We start from the raw sequence: 13,859 nt of genomic DNA, 5'->3' as shown, positions 1-13,859 counted from the left end.
CCACAGCGCCGATGGTACTGCACCCGGGAGGGTGTGGGAGAGTAGGTCACCGCCGGAACATCATTACACGGTCGAGAGCCCCAACCACAGGTTGGGGCTCTCCCGCATTTAACCCACAAAACCAATATGGGCCACCCGCAGCGCGGCCCACCGGTCCAGGCACCGCGCCGAGTCAGCACGTCACGGCAATGCCACGCGCCAACACTGCCGCCAACTGCCCACTCACCGCAGATCATGCCGGCCACACCCGAACCCTCCCGCACGACCGGGGGCAAAAGGTCCAACCCTCCCGCACCTCCTGCCGGAGCGTCCAGGGCCCCACACCATCGCCGGCAACCACAACTGCCCCACCCGCCTCCGAACCGCAGACGACAGGCCAGCAGCCGGCCGGATACCGCCGTCGTCGGCCACCGGGACAAGCGCGGCAGCGTCGCCCCGGACACCACCCAAACTGCGTGAGCATCCGGGCGGATGCCGCCGGAGCTGCAGGAGCATCGCCATTATTCCTGCCGGATCTGTAGGAGCGTTGGCACCTAACCTGCCGGACGCGAGGGAGCGCCGGGGCGCGGGTAGAGTTGGTGCCCATGGACAACCTCTTCAGCCACGCAGCCCCTGACGCCGACGAGACGCCGGAACCAGAAGCGGCAGACGGGCTGGACCCTGTCGTCTATAGCGTCACTGTGCCGGGCGCCGTCGCCCGCGCGTTCGTGGGTTTCACCGAGCACACCCACCTGTGGTGGCCGCTGGAGGAGCACGGTGTCTTCGGCGCCGGCTCCTATGTGGAGTTCGAGGAGAACCTGGTCCTGGAGACTGCGGATGACGGCAGGACCTCCATCTGGGGGTCCATCGACGACTGGCAGCCGCCGCTCTCCTTCCACGCCAGTTGGCACCCCGGCTCGTCCGCTGCATGGTCCACGGAATTGCGAGTCGCGTTCCGGGCCGTCGAGGACGGTACGGAGCTGCGCCTCGTCCACAGCGGATGGGAGGGCGCCGAGGACCCTGCCGCAACGCGGGCGGCTTACGCCGCCGGCTGGCCCGGAGTCCTGGACCGGTTTGTGCGTTTCATGGGTGGTGCCAGCGACTGAGCGCGGCCTGATCGGCACTGAGCGCGCGGCAGGGGCACCAGCGATGCCGGACCCCAGCTGCCTGGAGCCACGCCACAAACAACCCGTCTCTCCGGCGCGCCCGGATCCGCGCCTTAGACTGAAGGCCGGATTCGACGAACTGGAGACCACATGAGCATCATCGACGAGCTCACCTCTGCCCTGGGCCCGGGGAAAATCACGCTGGATGCCCCCACCCTGAGTTTCTACGCCGTGGACCAGGCGCCGGTGCTGGACTATCAGCTGCCGCAGGCCGTTGTCCATGCCGAATCGATCGACGACGTCCAGGCCACCGTCCGCGCCTGCGCCGCCCGCGGAGTGCCGCTGGTGGCCCGCGGCGCCGGCACTGGCGTTTCGGGCGGAGCGCACGCGAGCAAGGACTGCGTCGTGCTGAGCCTGGAACGGATGAACCGCATCCTGGACCTCAACCCCGACGACGAGACGGCCGTCGTCGAACCCGGCGTAGTCAACGCTGACCTTAACGCCGCCGCGGCGCTCCACGGGCTGATGTACGCCCCGGACCCGGCCAGCTTCAAGCTCTCCACCATCGGCGGCAACGTCGCCACCAACGCCGGCGGCTTGCGCTGCGCCAAGTACGGGGTCACCCGGGACTCGGTGCTGGCGCTCGACGTCGTACTGGCAGACGGCTCGCTCATCCACACCGGCCACCAGACGTTCAAGGGCGTCGCCGGCTACGACCTCACGGGGCTGTTCGTGGGCTCCGAGGGGACGCTGGGAATCGTCGTCGGCATCACCGTCCGGCTCAAGTACCTCCCGCAGGACGTCCACACGATCGCCGCCTTCTACCCGGATTTCCGCAGCGCCGCGGCGGGCGTCCTCGCCGTAGGCAGGGCCCGCGTGCAGCCGGCCATCATGGAACTGCTCGACAGCGGCACCCTTGCCCAGCTCGATGAGATCCACGGCTCGGACCTCGCAACCCGCGGCCAGTCCCTGCTGCTGATCCAGACCGACGGCTTCGGCGCCGCGGCGGAGGCGGCGGCCATCCGGCCGGTCCTCGTGGCGGGCGGTGCCGTGGTGACGTTGGAGGCCAGTGCGGAAGCGGAGCGGCTCGTGGACCTGCGGCGCAACAGCCGGGGCGTGGAAGTCGACGATGAATACCGGGTGGGCGAGGACGTCGCCGTCCCGCGCTCCCGGCTGGTGGACTACGTCGCCGAACTGGAGGCCATGGCCGCGGAATACGGGGTCAGGCTCAAAGTGGTGGCGCACGCCGGCGACGGGAACCTGCACCCGACGTTCTGGGTAGACCGCGTGGACGCTGCCGTGGACGCCGGTGCCATGGAGCGCCTCGGTGCTGCCCTGGACAAGTCCATCACCGTAGCCCTGGCGATGGGCGGCACCATCACCGGGGAGCACGGGATCGGCCAGTTCAAGCTGCGCTGGCTGGGGCTGGAACAGAAGGAACCCGTGCGTGAACTGCAGCGCCGGATCAAGGAACTCTTCGACCCCGCCGGCATCCTGAACCCCGGCAAAGCGATTTAGCCCGGCTGTGCTGTTACCGGCGTGCCCCTAGTCGTCAGAGTCGGGGTATTCGTCGATTGACTCGTCGCCGCCGTAGCGAGATTCCTCGGTTTCGACCTCCAGGATCTTGAGCAGTCCCGTGTCCGGGTTGAGCATGATGGCGGCCTCGTCCCGGCGGTGGCGCAGCTCGGAGTCAATGTAGGACTGCACGGCTTCGGCCAGCGGGATGTGCCGGTTCTCCTTCTCAGACATGTACCAGCGGTGCTCCAGGATCTCGTGCACCGCTTCCGCCGGTTCCAGCTTCCCGGACAGGTCGCGGGGGATGGAACGGACGATCGGTTCGAAGATCTGGCTGACCCACAGGTGGGCGCTGTATTCCTCGTCCATCCCGGGGTTGTTGTCCGCCCGGAAGGAATCCATGTCGTTCAGGAGCCGGCGGGCCTGGTTTTCCTGCGCATCCAGGCCGGTCAGGCGCAGCAGCCGGCGCTGGTGGTGGCCTGCGTCGACCACCTTGGGCTGGAGCTGGATTGTGGAACCGTTCTGCGTCGTCTTGATCGCGTATTCCTCGACGTCGAACCCCAGCTCGTTGAGCTTCCGGATGCGGGCGGCCACGCGCCAGCGTTCGCCGATCTCGAACGATTCCTTCTCCGTCAGCTCGGTCCAGAGGCGGCGGTAGCTGTCCATGATGAGCTCGCTGGTGGCCACGGGGTCCACTTTTTCCTCGATGAGGCCGCCGTCGAGCAGGTCCATGAGCTCCCCGGCGATGTTGACGCGGGCGATTTCCAGATCGTATTCGCGCTGGCCGGTGGAGAGGTCCGGATACAGCTCGCCGGTCTCCGCGTCCACGAGGTAGGCGGCAAACGCGCCGGCGTCGCGGCGGAACAGCGTATTGGACAGCGAGACGTCGCCCCAGTAGAAGCCGATCAGGTGCAGGCGGACCAGCAGCAGGGCCTGGGCGTCGATCAGGCGCGTCAGGGTGTCCTTGCGCAGCATCTGTGAGAAGAGCGCCCGGTACGGCATGGAGAACTTCAGGTGCCGGGTGACCAGCACGGGGTTCAGCGGACGGCCTTCCGGGGTGGTGCGGCCCGTGATGACCGCGACGGGTTCCACGCAGGGGACGTCCAGCCGGGCGAGTTTGCGGAGCATGTGGTACTCGTGGCGGGCCACGTGTTCCGAGGTTTCCTTGATGGCGATGACCGAGCCGCCAAGATGGGCGAAGCGCACAATGTGGCGGGAGATGCCGCGGGGGAGGGCGGCGAGGTATTCCGCCGGCCAGTCTTCCAACGCGATATGCCACGGCAGGTCCAGGAGTTCCGGCTCGGTGGCGGCGGCCGTGATGCTCAGCGAGCTCGAGGCCACGGATCCCTTGCTGTCATTGGCGCTGGCGGCTTCGAACCGGGGCAGCTTGCCGATCTGGCCGTAGTCGGTGGGCTCGTCGTGCCACTGGGCGCTGTTTTCCTCGGTGCTGGGGCTTTGCTCGGTCATAAACCAATTCTTCCGTACTAAGGGCGCCGGCCCTAACGAATGGGTGCTGCAACGTCAGTTAAAGCCCGACGGCGGCCCTCCAGTGAGGAGGACCGCCGTCGGACGCGTCGGTGGGGACTAGTCGCCCAGGCGAAGACCCGTCTTGGTGTCGAACAGGTGTACGTGGCCAGACTGCGGGCGGACCCAGACGGTCTCGCCCTTCATCGGGGGACGGCGGCCGTCGACGCGGGCCACGATGTCGTGGTCCTTGCCGTCCAGCGTGGTGTGGCCGTAGACGTAGGCGTCCGCGCCGAGTTCCTCGACGACGTCGACCTCAACCTGCAGGCCCTCGCCCTCCGGTGCGGTCTCCAGGTCCTCAGGGCGGGAGCCGACGGTTACGGTCTGGCCGTGGGCTTCCTCGAGGACGTCGCGCGGTACCGGGTACACGGTGCCGCCGAACTGGACGCCGCCGTCGACGACGGGGAGTTCCAGGAGGTTCATCGCGGGGGAGCCGATGAAGCCGGCGACGAAGACGTTCTTCGGCTTGTCGTACAGGTTGCGCGGGGTGTCGACCTGCATCAGCAGGCCGTCCTTCAACACGGCGACGCGGTCACCCATGGTCATGGCCTCGACCTGGTCGTGGGTCACGTAGACCGTGGTGACGCCCAGACGGCGGGTCAGGGAAGCGATCTGCGTGCGGGTCTGCACGCGGAGCTTGGCGTCAAGATTCGACAGCGGCTCATCCATGAGGAAGACCTGAGGGTTACGCACGATGGCGCGGCCCATGGCCACACGCTGGCGCTGGCCGCCGGAGAGTGCCTTCGGCTTGCGGTCCAGGTACGGCTCGAGGTCCAGCAGCTTGGCGGCTTCACGGACGCGCTCGGCGCGCTCTTCCTTGCTGACGCCGGCGATCTTCAGGGCGAAGCCCATGTTGTCCGCAACCGTCATGTGAGGGTACAGGGCGTAGTTCTGGAAAACCATGGCAATGTCGCGGTCCTTGGGGGGAACGTCGGTGACATCGCGGTCGCCAATCAGGATTCGGCCGGCGTTGACGTCCTCAAGACCTGCAAGCATGCGCAGGGAGGTCGACTTGCCACAGCCGGAGGGTCCAACGAGGACCAGGAATTCGCCGTCGGCGATTTCAATGTTGAGCTTGTCAACAGCGGGCTTATCCGTGCCCGGGTACAGACGTGTTGCGTTATCAAAAGTAACTGTAGCCACAGTTATCAATCCCTTCACCGGCAGGTACGTGCCGGACGATCCGTAGTGAATGGTCTTATTCTTCAGTTGTTAATTCAGTTGTCAGCACCTAATCGTGCGCATACTCCCCGGCCGAAGCCGAGGAGTATCCAATGACGCCGCACGGTACTTGTGCGCCACATCACAACCAGAGTATGTCAGATGTATAGCAAAAGGGTCAAAGTGTTACAGATGTCACATGTGATTCGGCCGACTTCCGGGCCGGCCTGAGCTAGGGGTCACACGCCGAGAGCGCGCTTCCGTTCCCGCAGCAGGGCCTCCAGCAGTTCGGAAACGTGTACCGGAGCCTCGACCCGGAACTGGGCCTGGGTGAAGTCCAGGCCTACTTTCACGCCGATATCCCCGGGGAGCAGGCGGGCCAGGGCGTCCTCGTCGGTGGTGTCATCGCCGGCGAAGATGGTGGCGGTAGCGCCGGTCGCCTGGCGCAGGAAGGCTATGCCTTCCCCCTTCGAGGCATGGATCACGGAGGTTTCCAACACCCGGTTGCCGCTCTTCAGGAACACGCCGGGCCGGTCCTGCAGGACGGCCCGGGCCGCGGCGACGGCGTCCTCGGCAACATCGTCCGTGGCCAGCCGGGTGTGCAGTACGACGCCGGCCGGCTTGTCTTCCAGCAGGGTACCCGGCGCCACTTCCACGATGCCCTCCAGCTCGCGTCGGACGTCCGCGAGCAGTTCACGCCGGTCATCATCGAGTTCCAGCTTAGAAGACCCGGGTCCCATCCAGACCTCCGCACCGTGGCTGCCGATCAGCAGGGTCTTCTCCGGGGGGAAAGCGACCGCCCGCAGGCTGTCCAGTGCCCGCCCGGAGATGAGCGCCGTCGTCGTCCGCGGAAGTTCGGTCAGCGCGGCGAAGGCCGCGGCCGAGCGGGGGAGGGAGCGAGCATCCCCGGCATGGTCTACGAGCGGGGCCATGGTGCCGTCAAAGTCCATCGCGACCAGCAGGTGCTCCGTCGAGGCGATGGCGCGCAGGGCCGCCAGCAGGTCTGGGGAGAGCGAAAGGGGGGTCTGCTCCGGGGATAGCTCAGGAGTCATCGCGGATCACCTTCTCTTTGAGCGCGTTCAGGAAGTCGGCGGACCAGAGATCAACATCGTGGTCCAGGATCTGTTTGCGCATTGAACGCATCCGCCGCGCGGCTTCCGCGGGCTGCATGTTGACGGCCTTCATGATGGTGTCCTTGAGGCCGTCGATATCGTGCGGGTTCATGAGCAGGGCCTGCTTGAGCTGGTCCGCGGCGCCCGCGAACTCGCTCAGCACCAGCGCGCCGTCGTTGTTGGTCCGGGCGGTGACGTATTCCTTGGCCACCAGGTTCATCCCGTCCCGTAAGGCGGTGACGAGCATGACATCCGCTGCCAGGTACAGCGCCACCATCTCCTCGACGGGGTAGCTGTGGTGCAGGTAGCGGACCGCAGTGTTCTGCATCGTGTCGTAGGTGCCGTTGATGTGGCCGACGGTGCCTTCGACTTCCTCGCGGAGCAGGCGGTACTGCTCGACGCGCTCGCGGCTGGGACTGGCCACCTGGATCAGGGTGGCGTCCTCCACGGTGACCTCGCCGTCCGCCAGGAGCTCCTCGTAGGCCTTGAGCCGGTGCCGGATCCCCTTGGTGTAATCCAGCCGGTCGACGCCCAGCAGGATGGTCTTCGGGTTGCCAAGGTCCCGGCGGATCTGCTCGGCGCGCTCAATGATTTCCGGGTTGCGGGCCAATTCGCTGATCGCTTTGACATCGATGGAGATCGGGAAGGCCTGGGCGCGGGCAATATGGGTGGTCTCGCCGTCGTTGCCCTTGACGTGGACCTGCTGCTGCTTGACGCTGGCGCCGAGGAACCGGCGGGCGGAGCGCATGAAGTTGCCGGCGTCGCTGCTGCGCTGGAATCCGACCAGGTCGGCCCCGAGCAGGCCGTCGATGATGGCGCGGCGCCAAGGCAGTTGGGCGAAGATCTCCGGCGGCGGGAAGGGAATGTGGTTGAAGAAGCCGATCTTGAGGTCCGGGCGGGCTTCGCGGAGCATCTTGGGGACGAGCTGGAGCTGGTAGTCCTGCACCCAGACCGTGGCGCCGGGGCCGGCGTGGTGGATGACGGCGTCCGCGAACCGGCGGTTGACCTTGCGGTAGGAGTCCCACCAGGTCCGGTGGAACTCCGGCGGGGCAATCACGTCGTGGTAGAGCGGCCAGAGCGTGGCGTTGGAGAAACCCTCGTAGAAGAGTTCAATGTCCTGCGTGCTCAGCTGGACCGGAACGAGGTCGATGCCGCCATGGCTGAAGGGCTGGAGCTGCTCGTCCGGTGCGCCGTGCCAGCCGACCCACGCGCCGTCGGTCTTGGTCATCATGGGGGCGAGGGCCGTGACGAGGCCGCCGGGGGAGCGGCGCCAGCCATCCTCGCAACCGGGCTCGTCCGGGGAGCACCGGTCGACAGGCAGGCGGTTGGAAACCACCATGAAGTCATACTGCGCGTCCGGATCGGTGTCGCTGGTGCCGTGCACGGCGGTATCTTGCACGGACGCGTCTTCGGATTTTGGATCCGATTCGGCGTGTTTCGTGGCCTGCATTGGTGCCCCCTGGGGATCGCTCGTGGCTCCTATCCACCCTAGCCGGGCGGAATCTTCTGTGCTATTCGTCCGTTGGGACGCGTAGGGGAAGGTTGAAAGCGCAAGTTCCCAGTTTTCTCCCCTAAAATGATGAATTGCCACCCCGTGGACACCACAGGCCGATCGACCCGAGGAACTAATGAGCCCCGCAAACGAACCCCGTCAGTCCAAGTCAGAGCGCACTGCCGCGGCCCGCGAGAAAGCCCGTGAGATCCGCGAGGCGCAGCTGAAGAAGGACAAGCGCAACAAGCTGCTCATCGGCTGGGGCATCGTCGTCGCCGTCGTCGCCATTATTGTTGTGGTGGCGCTGGTTGTTACCACAAACCTCCAGAACAACGCGCCGGTCGCGGATGAGGGGCCGACCCCTGCCAACGGCAACGTTTACGGTGGCGTGACCCTGCTGGCCAACACCGAGGTGGCGAAGACCGAGCCCGCCACCGTCCGGGTCGCCGACATTCCCGCTCCGGCCGCAACCCCGCCGGCAGTGGTGACGGCGCCCGGTGCCGAGGCCGAAGCCGGCAAGCCGGTCAAGGTGGTCCTCTACATCGACTTCATCTGCCCGGTGTGCAAGAACTTCGAGGCCCAGTACAACGAGACCCTCACGAGCCTTCGCAACGAAGGAAAGATCACCGTCGAGTACCGTCCGCTCGGCTTCCTGGACACCCGCTCCACCACCAACTACTCCTCCCGAGCGGCCAACGCGGCGGCCTGCGTCGTGAATGAGTCGCCGGAGAAGTATGCGGACTTCGTCAATGTGCTCTTTGAGAAGCAGCCAAAAGAGGGCGGCGCCGGCATCTCGGACGCGGATCTGAAGAAGATGGCAACCGACATCGGGGCCAAGAGCATCGACACGTGCGTGGAACAGAAGACCTTCCGCCCGTGGGTCAAGTACACCACCCAGCAGGCTGCCTCCATCGGTGTCACCGGAACACCGACCGTCTTCGTTGACGGCCAGCAGTGGGGCAAGGGCGAGAGCGCCCAGACCCCGTTCGATCAGTTCCTGAAGGCCGCCATCGACGCGAAGCAATAAACGGCCCAGCTCATAGCCGGGCCCGTGATAACAAAAACAGGCCCGGCTCCGGATTCTTCCGGGGCCGGGCCTGTTTTTATGACCGGGCATCCGTGGGCTAACCTTATCTAGCGCCATGGCGCCAGGTCCTTCGTTTGCGGCCCGGTGCCGGCCGGTGCGCAGGAAATGCCTCCTTAGCTCAGTTGGCCAGAGCACCGCTCTTGTAAAGCGGGGGTCGTCGGTTCGAATCCGACAGGGGGCCCGAGAAGAACCGCGTCGTTACTGGGATGTTGCCCGGTGGCGGCGCGGTTTTCGTTTTGCCCTTACGTAGCCCGTTGCGCTGCTCCTGCGGGACGTTAGGCCCTAGACCGTATTAACGGTGAAGCGGAGTCTGGGCACATGAGCGAAACCAATCCGGGCAAGACGCCGGACATCAAGTCCACCGAACTCGATGAACAGCCGACGGCGGTGCTGCGCGAGACCGTTCCGATGAACGCCCTGAAGGAGTTCTTTGGGCGCGCCTACCAGGCCGTGATGACCGCGGCGGAACAGCAGCAGGTCCAACTGGCGGGCCCGCCGTTCGCCCTCTACCACGGGAAGCCGACCGACGTCGTGGACGTGGAGGCTGGCTTTCCGGTGGCCGCACCCCTGCCGTGGCCGGGCAGCCAAGGCGGAGTGACAGCGGGGTCCCTTCCCGCCGGCCGCGCAATGGAAGCGATGCACGTGGGTTCCTACGAGAAACTACCTGAGACCTACAGCGCCATCACGGGAAAAATGCAGGCCGAGGGGGTGACCCCCGGGAAGGTGATGTGGGAGTACTACCTCAGCGATCCGGCCGCCGAACCTGACCCGTCCACTTGGAAGACGCTCGTCGTCTGGCCGGTGGCCTGAGGGGTGTCCCGCCGCTGACCTGCCCCGGAACACGTCCATGGAGCCGCCGGCTGTGGCCCGTTGGGCGCGTCCCGGATACACGCGCTCGACGTAAACTGTCGGGTTCACCACACTATTCTTCAACTGCGTGCATAATGTCCTAAACTGCTTCACTGAGGTGCCTGAAATGGCGCTGCGCAGCAACGAAAGTGAACCCCCAAATGGCTACCGATTACGACGCACCACGCAAGACAGAAGAAGAGTCTCCCGCTGAGTCGCTGGAGGCCCTTCAGGCGTCCCGCGGCGGCGGCGCGCAGACTGCTGTCATCGACGTCGACGAGAACGACACCGCTGAAGGCATCGACCTTCCCGGTGCCGATCTTTCCGGCGAGGAATTGACCGTCATTGTTGTTCCCGAGCAGTCCGACGAATTTACCTGCTCCTCTTGCTTCCTGGTCCGTCACCGGTCCCAGGTTGCCAAAGAAAAGAACGGCCTGAAGTACTGCCGCGACTGCGAAGGCTAGGGGACCTTCCACCGCGCACCACCACCAAGGCAAAGCGAAGCGCCGGAACCCGCAAGGGGACCGGCGCTTCGCCGTTTCCACGAGTTTCCATGAACACGCACGACGGCGGCGCAACCGTCCCGTGACCCGGTGCGGCGCTGCTTAACGGTTGGACGCCTATCCGTCCGGAGCCCTCGATTCGGCAAGGAATCGCTCCTATTCTGGAGCTATCTCATCTCTTGAGGGGGCGGCCCAAATGAAGAAGTTCCGGGTGTGGCTGATAGCGATCCTGATGGCTGTTGGTTCGGGGCTCGTGGCGCCCGGGCCCGCATCAGCGGCTCCCTACTGCGGGCAGGTGTGGGGATCACTGGTCAAAGCGGACCCAGCCATGAGCCAGGCCAAACTGACCAACGTTCGCACCGGCCAGCATTACTGCTTCGACCGCCTGGTCATTGACCTCAACGGGCCCGTCGGCGGCTACACCGTCCGCTACGTGCCGCAGGTGACGCAGGACGGTTCCGGGGCGCCGGTCCCGCTGCGGGGGCAGGCGTTCATCCAGGCCGTGGTCAACGCCCCGGCCTATGACGACAACGGCAATGCCACCTACAACCCGGCAAACCCGAATGAACTGACCGACGTCAACGGCTACCAGACGTTCCGGCAAGTGGCGTGGGCGGGCAGCTTCGAGGGGTATTCAACCCTTGGCCTGGGAGTAAGGGCCCGTTTGCCGTTCCGCGTGTTCACCCTGGCCGGACCCGACACGGGCTCCCGGCTGGTGATCGACGTCGCGCACTTCTGGTGAGACGTGGTTCCGGGCAGGATGAGCGCCGTTAAAGCGAGTTGAGGTCCGCCCGGAGAGGGTATTCGCGGCCGTCCAGGACCAGCTGGGCACAGCGGCGCGTCACAGGGTTCAGCACAATCGGTGCCATCAGGTTCACCGTAGTGGCTTTGGGGGAGTGGTTGAGCACCACGAGGATCTGGAGATCCTGGTCCTGCTCCAGTTCCAGGGCCTGCAATGTGGCGTCCGGAACGGGCGGGGCGTAGCCCGGAACGAACACGGCGGCATCGGCGAGGAAGAGCCGGACCGGGCTGGGCGAACCGGCTTCCAACGCGTAGAGACCTGCGGCGCCTTCGACGCTGCGCAGGGTGAAGTCCTGAACGTTCTCGAGGCCCGGCATGGGCGCGGTGAACGTCACCGGGGTGTTGGTGACGGGCGCATCAGCCACAGGAGTGTTCATCGCAGGAAGTCCATCAGCGTGGGCTGCAGGACCCGCGCCGTGGCGGCCAGCGCCACCTGGTAGTTGGTCTCCTGGAGCTTCAGGTCCATGATGACGCTGCCGAGATCTGCCTTTTCAATGCCGGTCCGCTGGGCATCCAAGGTGGCCTCCAATTCTGTGTTGACGGTGCCTGCGCGTTCCAGCTGCGCCTGGCGTGTTCCTACTTCAGCACGTCCATCGACGATGCTATTAAACGATTTCTCAAGCGGTGCCAGATCCGAAGTGATATCCCCGCCGCTCCGGAGCTTCGCGGCGATGTTTGCCACCGTGGCAAAGACGGAACCGGCACCATTGCCGAAGATCTCTCCGCCGTCGGCGTCTACCCGGACCGTCTGCGTCGCACTGATGCGCCGGTCCACCGCACTGATGCCGGCTCCTTGGAAGACGGGCGGAGTGCCGGGGTCAGCCGGGTTGGCAGGGTCCCGCGGAGTGCCCGGCGTGAAGGCCTCTGACTTATCAGAGTTCCCGGCGAAGATGTTACGGCCCAGGTGCTTGGTGTTGGCGATTGAGACAAGGTCTTTGTTCAGGGCCTCCAGCTCGAGGGCGATGGCGTTTTTGCCGGACTGGTTCAGCGAGCCGTTACCCGCCAGCACGGTGAGGTCCTTGACGCGGTGCATGATATTAGTGGCCTGCTCGAGTGCGGAATCCGCTGCCGTCAGCCAGGTGTTGCCGTCGTCGATGTTCCGGCCGTACTGGGCGTTGGCGGCGAGAAGGGAGCGGGTCTCCAGCGCCTTGGCGGTAGCGGCGGGATCGTCCGAGGGGCGGGAGATCTTGTTGAGCGTGGTGGCCTTGTCCTGCAGCTCTGACAGCCGGGACTGCTGCGTCTGGAGGGTCCGCAGCGCGTTTGCGCTCATGGTCAGGTTTGTTACACGGTTCAGCATGGGTCTACCTTCCTACCAATCCGGTGCGGTTGATCAGGACGTCAAGGGCTTCGTCGACGGCGGTCATCACGCGCGCCGCGGCCTGGTAGGCGTGCTGGTTGGTGAGCAGGCTGACGTTTTCTTCGTCCAGGCTGACGGAAGTCTGGGAGGCCCGGCCGGTCAGGGCGGAGGCCTGGGCTGCGTTCGTGAGTGACTCGTGCTGCTGGGCACCACGGGACTGCACGCCGATCCCAGTGACGATGCCCGACCAGATCTTGTCCGGGGAATCCGCGCCGGTGCCGAGCTGAGAAAGCTTGTCGGCGATGCCGGTGTCCAGAGCGCCCTTGCCTGGCAGCCTGAGTGCAATGCCAGCGATGTCAGCGGGTCCCTTGATGCCAAGCGCCTCGCTTCCAGCCGGACCCACGGTGAAGAAGTCATGACCCCCCGGGTTGTCCGAAGTGTCGTCGGGGAGCTGGCCCCCGCGGTGGACTTCGTTGACGATCCTGGCCAGGTCGCTGGCGAAGCTGTTGTAGGACGCCGCCGCCTGGGCAATCGCACCGCCCTTGTCGGCTGGCGCCAGTACCGAGAGGGCGCCGGCGAGTTCGCCGCCGTCGAGGGCCGCGGTGCCACTGGGGTTGGTCCACTCGACGCGCGGGGCATCGGTGGCGGCGTTAGTCATGGCCGTCGCGCCCGCCAGTCGCAGGGTCCGCACGGAGCCGCCCGTGACGAGGGCATTACCGCTGATGAGGACGTCCACGGTGCCGTCGGGCTGTTCGCGGACGGTGCCGCCGGCGAGGCCAGCGATCTGGTCCGTGAGCTTGGCGCGCGCGTCGATTAGCTCGTTTGCCGATCCGCCTGCAGCGAGGGTGGAGCGGATGGTGGTGTTGTAGGAAGCAACCTGGGCGGCTGCCGCATTGACGGCGGTCACCGCGTCCTGCGCCTGGCCGCGGACACTGCTCCATTGGGAGTCGAGGGCTTTGTAGGCGGAGGAGATCTTGTCCGTCACGGAGTTGGCGGCGTTCAGGAGCAAGCCCTTGGGGCCCGACTTGTCGGGCTGGTTTGCGGCGCCCTGCCATGCTGACCAGAAGCCCTGCAATGCGGTGGAGATGCTGTTGTCGCCTGGTTCCTGAAGGACTCCCTCGATGCCCTGAAGCGCTGCGGAACGGACGCTGGCGTAGCCGGCCTGGGCGCCTGCGGAGCGGACACCGGCGTCGAGGAAGCTGCTGCCGAGCCGGGCGATGGCGTTCACGGAAACACCCTGGCCGGCCTGCAGCGCTTCGCCGCTGAAGAGTCCACGGGCGGGTGCTGCCACAGAAGACTGATCGACGCGCTGCCGCGTGTAGCCCTCGGTGGCGGCGTTGGCAATGTTCTGCCCGGCGACGTTCATGCCCTGCTGGGCCGCGGTCAGCCCGCGGTAGGCGGTGTTCAGGGCGCCAAAGGTACTCATGGTCGGT

13 protein-coding genes and 1 tRNA gene are annotated in these 13,859 nt (G+C 65.9%); 7 read left to right on the top strand and 7 right to left on the bottom strand.

The genetic code is table 11. The features are described from left to right. The first annotated feature begins 584 nt into the window (after positions 1-584). A complete protein-coding gene (locus AB4Y67_RS06770; protein WP_441405010.1) occupies positions 585-1,085 on the top strand; it encodes an SRPBCC domain-containing protein in 501 nt (166 codons plus the stop codon). A gap of 150 nt (positions 1,086-1,235) precedes the next feature. After that, complete coding sequence (locus tag AB4Y67_RS06765; RefSeq protein WP_441405009.1) at positions 1,236-2,603, top strand: FAD-binding oxidoreductase; 1,368 nt, start codon at positions 1,236-1,238, stop codon at positions 2,601-2,603. Positions 2,604-2,630: 27 nt separating this feature from the next. Here AB4Y67_RS06765 and AB4Y67_RS06760 read toward each other — a convergent pair whose 3' ends face one another. The 4 genes from AB4Y67_RS06760 to AB4Y67_RS06745 form a co-directional block, all read right to left on the bottom strand. After that, a complete protein-coding gene (locus AB4Y67_RS06760; protein ID WP_441405008.1) occupies positions 2,631-4,067 on the bottom strand; it encodes a DUF4032 domain-containing protein in 1,437 nt (478 codons plus the stop codon). Positions 4,068-4,184: 117 nt separating this feature from the next. After that, positions 4,185-5,267 (bottom strand): ABC transporter ATP-binding protein, encoded by a 1,083-nt coding sequence (locus AB4Y67_RS06755; protein ID WP_441405007.1) that lies wholly within the window; start codon positions 5,265-5,267, stop codon positions 4,185-4,187. 257 nt (positions 5,268-5,524) lie between these two features. Next, the gene (gene otsB / locus AB4Y67_RS06750) at positions 5,525-6,337 is read right to left on the bottom strand and encodes a trehalose-phosphatase (RefSeq protein WP_441405006.1); all 813 of its coding nucleotides are present in this window, start codon (positions 6,335-6,337) and stop codon (positions 5,525-5,527) included. Then, positions 6,327-7,847, bottom strand: a complete 1,521-nt coding sequence (locus AB4Y67_RS06745) for an alpha,alpha-trehalose-phosphate synthase (UDP-forming) (RefSeq protein ID WP_441405005.1) — start codon at positions 7,845-7,847, stop codon at positions 6,327-6,329. The genes otsB and AB4Y67_RS06745 overlap by 11 nt, the downstream gene beginning before the upstream one ends. A 178-nt stretch (positions 7,848-8,025) precedes the next feature. Here AB4Y67_RS06745 and AB4Y67_RS06740 point away from each other — a divergent pair, with 178 nt between their 5' ends. The 5 genes from AB4Y67_RS06740 to AB4Y67_RS06720 all read left to right on the top strand — a co-directional run bounded on the left by AB4Y67_RS06740 (position 8,026) and on the right by AB4Y67_RS06720 (position 11,070). Next, complete coding sequence (locus AB4Y67_RS06740; protein WP_441405004.1) at positions 8,026-8,916, top strand: DsbA family protein; 891 nt, start codon at positions 8,026-8,028, stop codon at positions 8,914-8,916. A gap of 167 nt (positions 8,917-9,083) precedes the next feature. Beyond that, a tRNA-Thr gene (locus AB4Y67_RS06735) sits at positions 9,084-9,157 on the top strand. Between the two features lie 137 nt (positions 9,158-9,294). Continuing rightward, positions 9,295-9,786 (top strand): GyrI-like domain-containing protein, encoded by a 492-nt coding sequence (locus tag AB4Y67_RS06730; protein WP_441405003.1) that lies wholly within the window; start codon positions 9,295-9,297, stop codon positions 9,784-9,786. 200 nt (positions 9,787-9,986) lie between these two features. After that, the gene (locus AB4Y67_RS06725; RefSeq protein ID WP_056741192.1) at positions 9,987-10,289 is read left to right on the top strand and encodes a DUF4193 domain-containing protein; all 303 of its coding nucleotides are present in this window, start codon (positions 9,987-9,989) and stop codon (positions 10,287-10,289) included. A gap of 235 nt (positions 10,290-10,524) precedes the next feature. Beyond that, positions 10,525-11,070 carry an AMIN-like domain-containing (lipo)protein gene (locus tag AB4Y67_RS06720; protein WP_441405002.1) on the top strand — a complete coding sequence of 182 codons (546 nt, stop codon included), beginning with the start codon at positions 10,525-10,527 and terminating at the stop codon, positions 11,068-11,070. A gap of 28 nt (positions 11,071-11,098) precedes the next feature. On the opposite strand, the gene AB4Y67_RS06715 is transcribed toward AB4Y67_RS06720, so the two are convergent. Genes AB4Y67_RS06715 through flgK form a run of 3 tightly spaced genes read right to left on the bottom strand, consistent with a single transcriptional unit; the run spans position 11,099 to position 13,852 of the window. Continuing rightward, the gene (locus AB4Y67_RS06715; protein WP_441405001.1) at positions 11,099-11,506 is read right to left on the bottom strand and encodes a flagellar assembly protein FliW; all 408 of its coding nucleotides are present in this window, start codon (positions 11,504-11,506) and stop codon (positions 11,099-11,101) included. Further along, on the bottom strand, positions 11,503-12,426 hold the full coding sequence (gene flgL / locus AB4Y67_RS06710) for a flagellar hook-associated protein FlgL (protein WP_441405000.1): 924 nt from the start codon (positions 12,424-12,426) through the stop codon (positions 11,503-11,505). Before flgL ends, AB4Y67_RS06715 begins: the two co-directional genes overlap by 4 nt. A gap of 4 nt (positions 12,427-12,430) precedes the next feature. Next, entirely contained in the window at positions 12,431-13,852 is a 1,422-nt protein-coding gene (flgK, locus tag AB4Y67_RS06705; protein WP_441404999.1) for a flagellar hook-associated protein FlgK, read from the bottom strand. Positions 13,853-13,859: the final 7 nt, after the last annotated feature.

Source organism: Arthrobacter sp. YAF17 (assembly GCF_052113365.1).
In the GTDB taxonomy this organism is placed as follows: domain Bacteria; phylum Actinomycetota; class Actinomycetes; order Actinomycetales; family Micrococcaceae; genus Arthrobacter.
This window is presented reverse-complemented; position numbering and strand designations above follow the sequence as displayed.

What these genes read in the sequence shown, in the direction of transcription:
- AB4Y67_RS06740 (WP_441405004.1), top strand. Translation starts at nt 8,026, where the DNA reads ATGAGCCCCGCAAACGAACCCCGTCAGTCCAAGTCAGAGCGCACTGCC.
- otsB (WP_441405006.1), bottom strand. Translation starts at nt 6,337, where the DNA reads ATGACTCCTGAGCTATCCCCGGAGCAGACCCCCCTTTCGCTCTCCCCA.
- flgL (WP_441405000.1), bottom strand. Translation starts at nt 12,426, where the DNA reads ATGCTGAACCGTGTAACAAACCTGACCATGAGCGCAAACGCGCTGCGG.
- AB4Y67_RS06765 (WP_441405009.1), top strand. Translation starts at nt 1,236, where the DNA reads ATGAGCATCATCGACGAGCTCACCTCTGCCCTGGGCCCGGGGAAAATC.
- AB4Y67_RS06715 (WP_441405001.1), bottom strand. Translation starts at nt 11,506, where the DNA reads ATGAACACTCCTGTGGCTGATGCGCCCGTCACCAACACCCCGGTGACG.
- AB4Y67_RS06730 (WP_441405003.1), top strand. Translation starts at nt 9,295, where the DNA reads ATGAGCGAAACCAATCCGGGCAAGACGCCGGACATCAAGTCCACCGAA.
- flgK (WP_441404999.1), bottom strand. Translation starts at nt 13,852, where the DNA reads ATGAGTACCTTTGGCGCCCTGAACACCGCCTACCGCGGGCTGACCGCG.
- AB4Y67_RS06720 (WP_441405002.1), top strand. Translation starts at nt 10,525, where the DNA reads ATGAAGAAGTTCCGGGTGTGGCTGATAGCGATCCTGATGGCTGTTGGT.
- AB4Y67_RS06770 (WP_441405010.1), top strand. Translation starts at nt 585, where the DNA reads ATGGACAACCTCTTCAGCCACGCAGCCCCTGACGCCGACGAGACGCCG.
- AB4Y67_RS06745 (WP_441405005.1), bottom strand. Translation starts at nt 7,847, where the DNA reads ATGCAGGCCACGAAACACGCCGAATCGGATCCAAAATCCGAAGACGCG.
- AB4Y67_RS06760 (WP_441405008.1), bottom strand. Translation starts at nt 4,067, where the DNA reads ATGACCGAGCAAAGCCCCAGCACCGAGGAAAACAGCGCCCAGTGGCAC.
- AB4Y67_RS06725 (WP_056741192.1), top strand. Translation starts at nt 9,987, where the DNA reads ATGGCTACCGATTACGACGCACCACGCAAGACAGAAGAAGAGTCTCCC.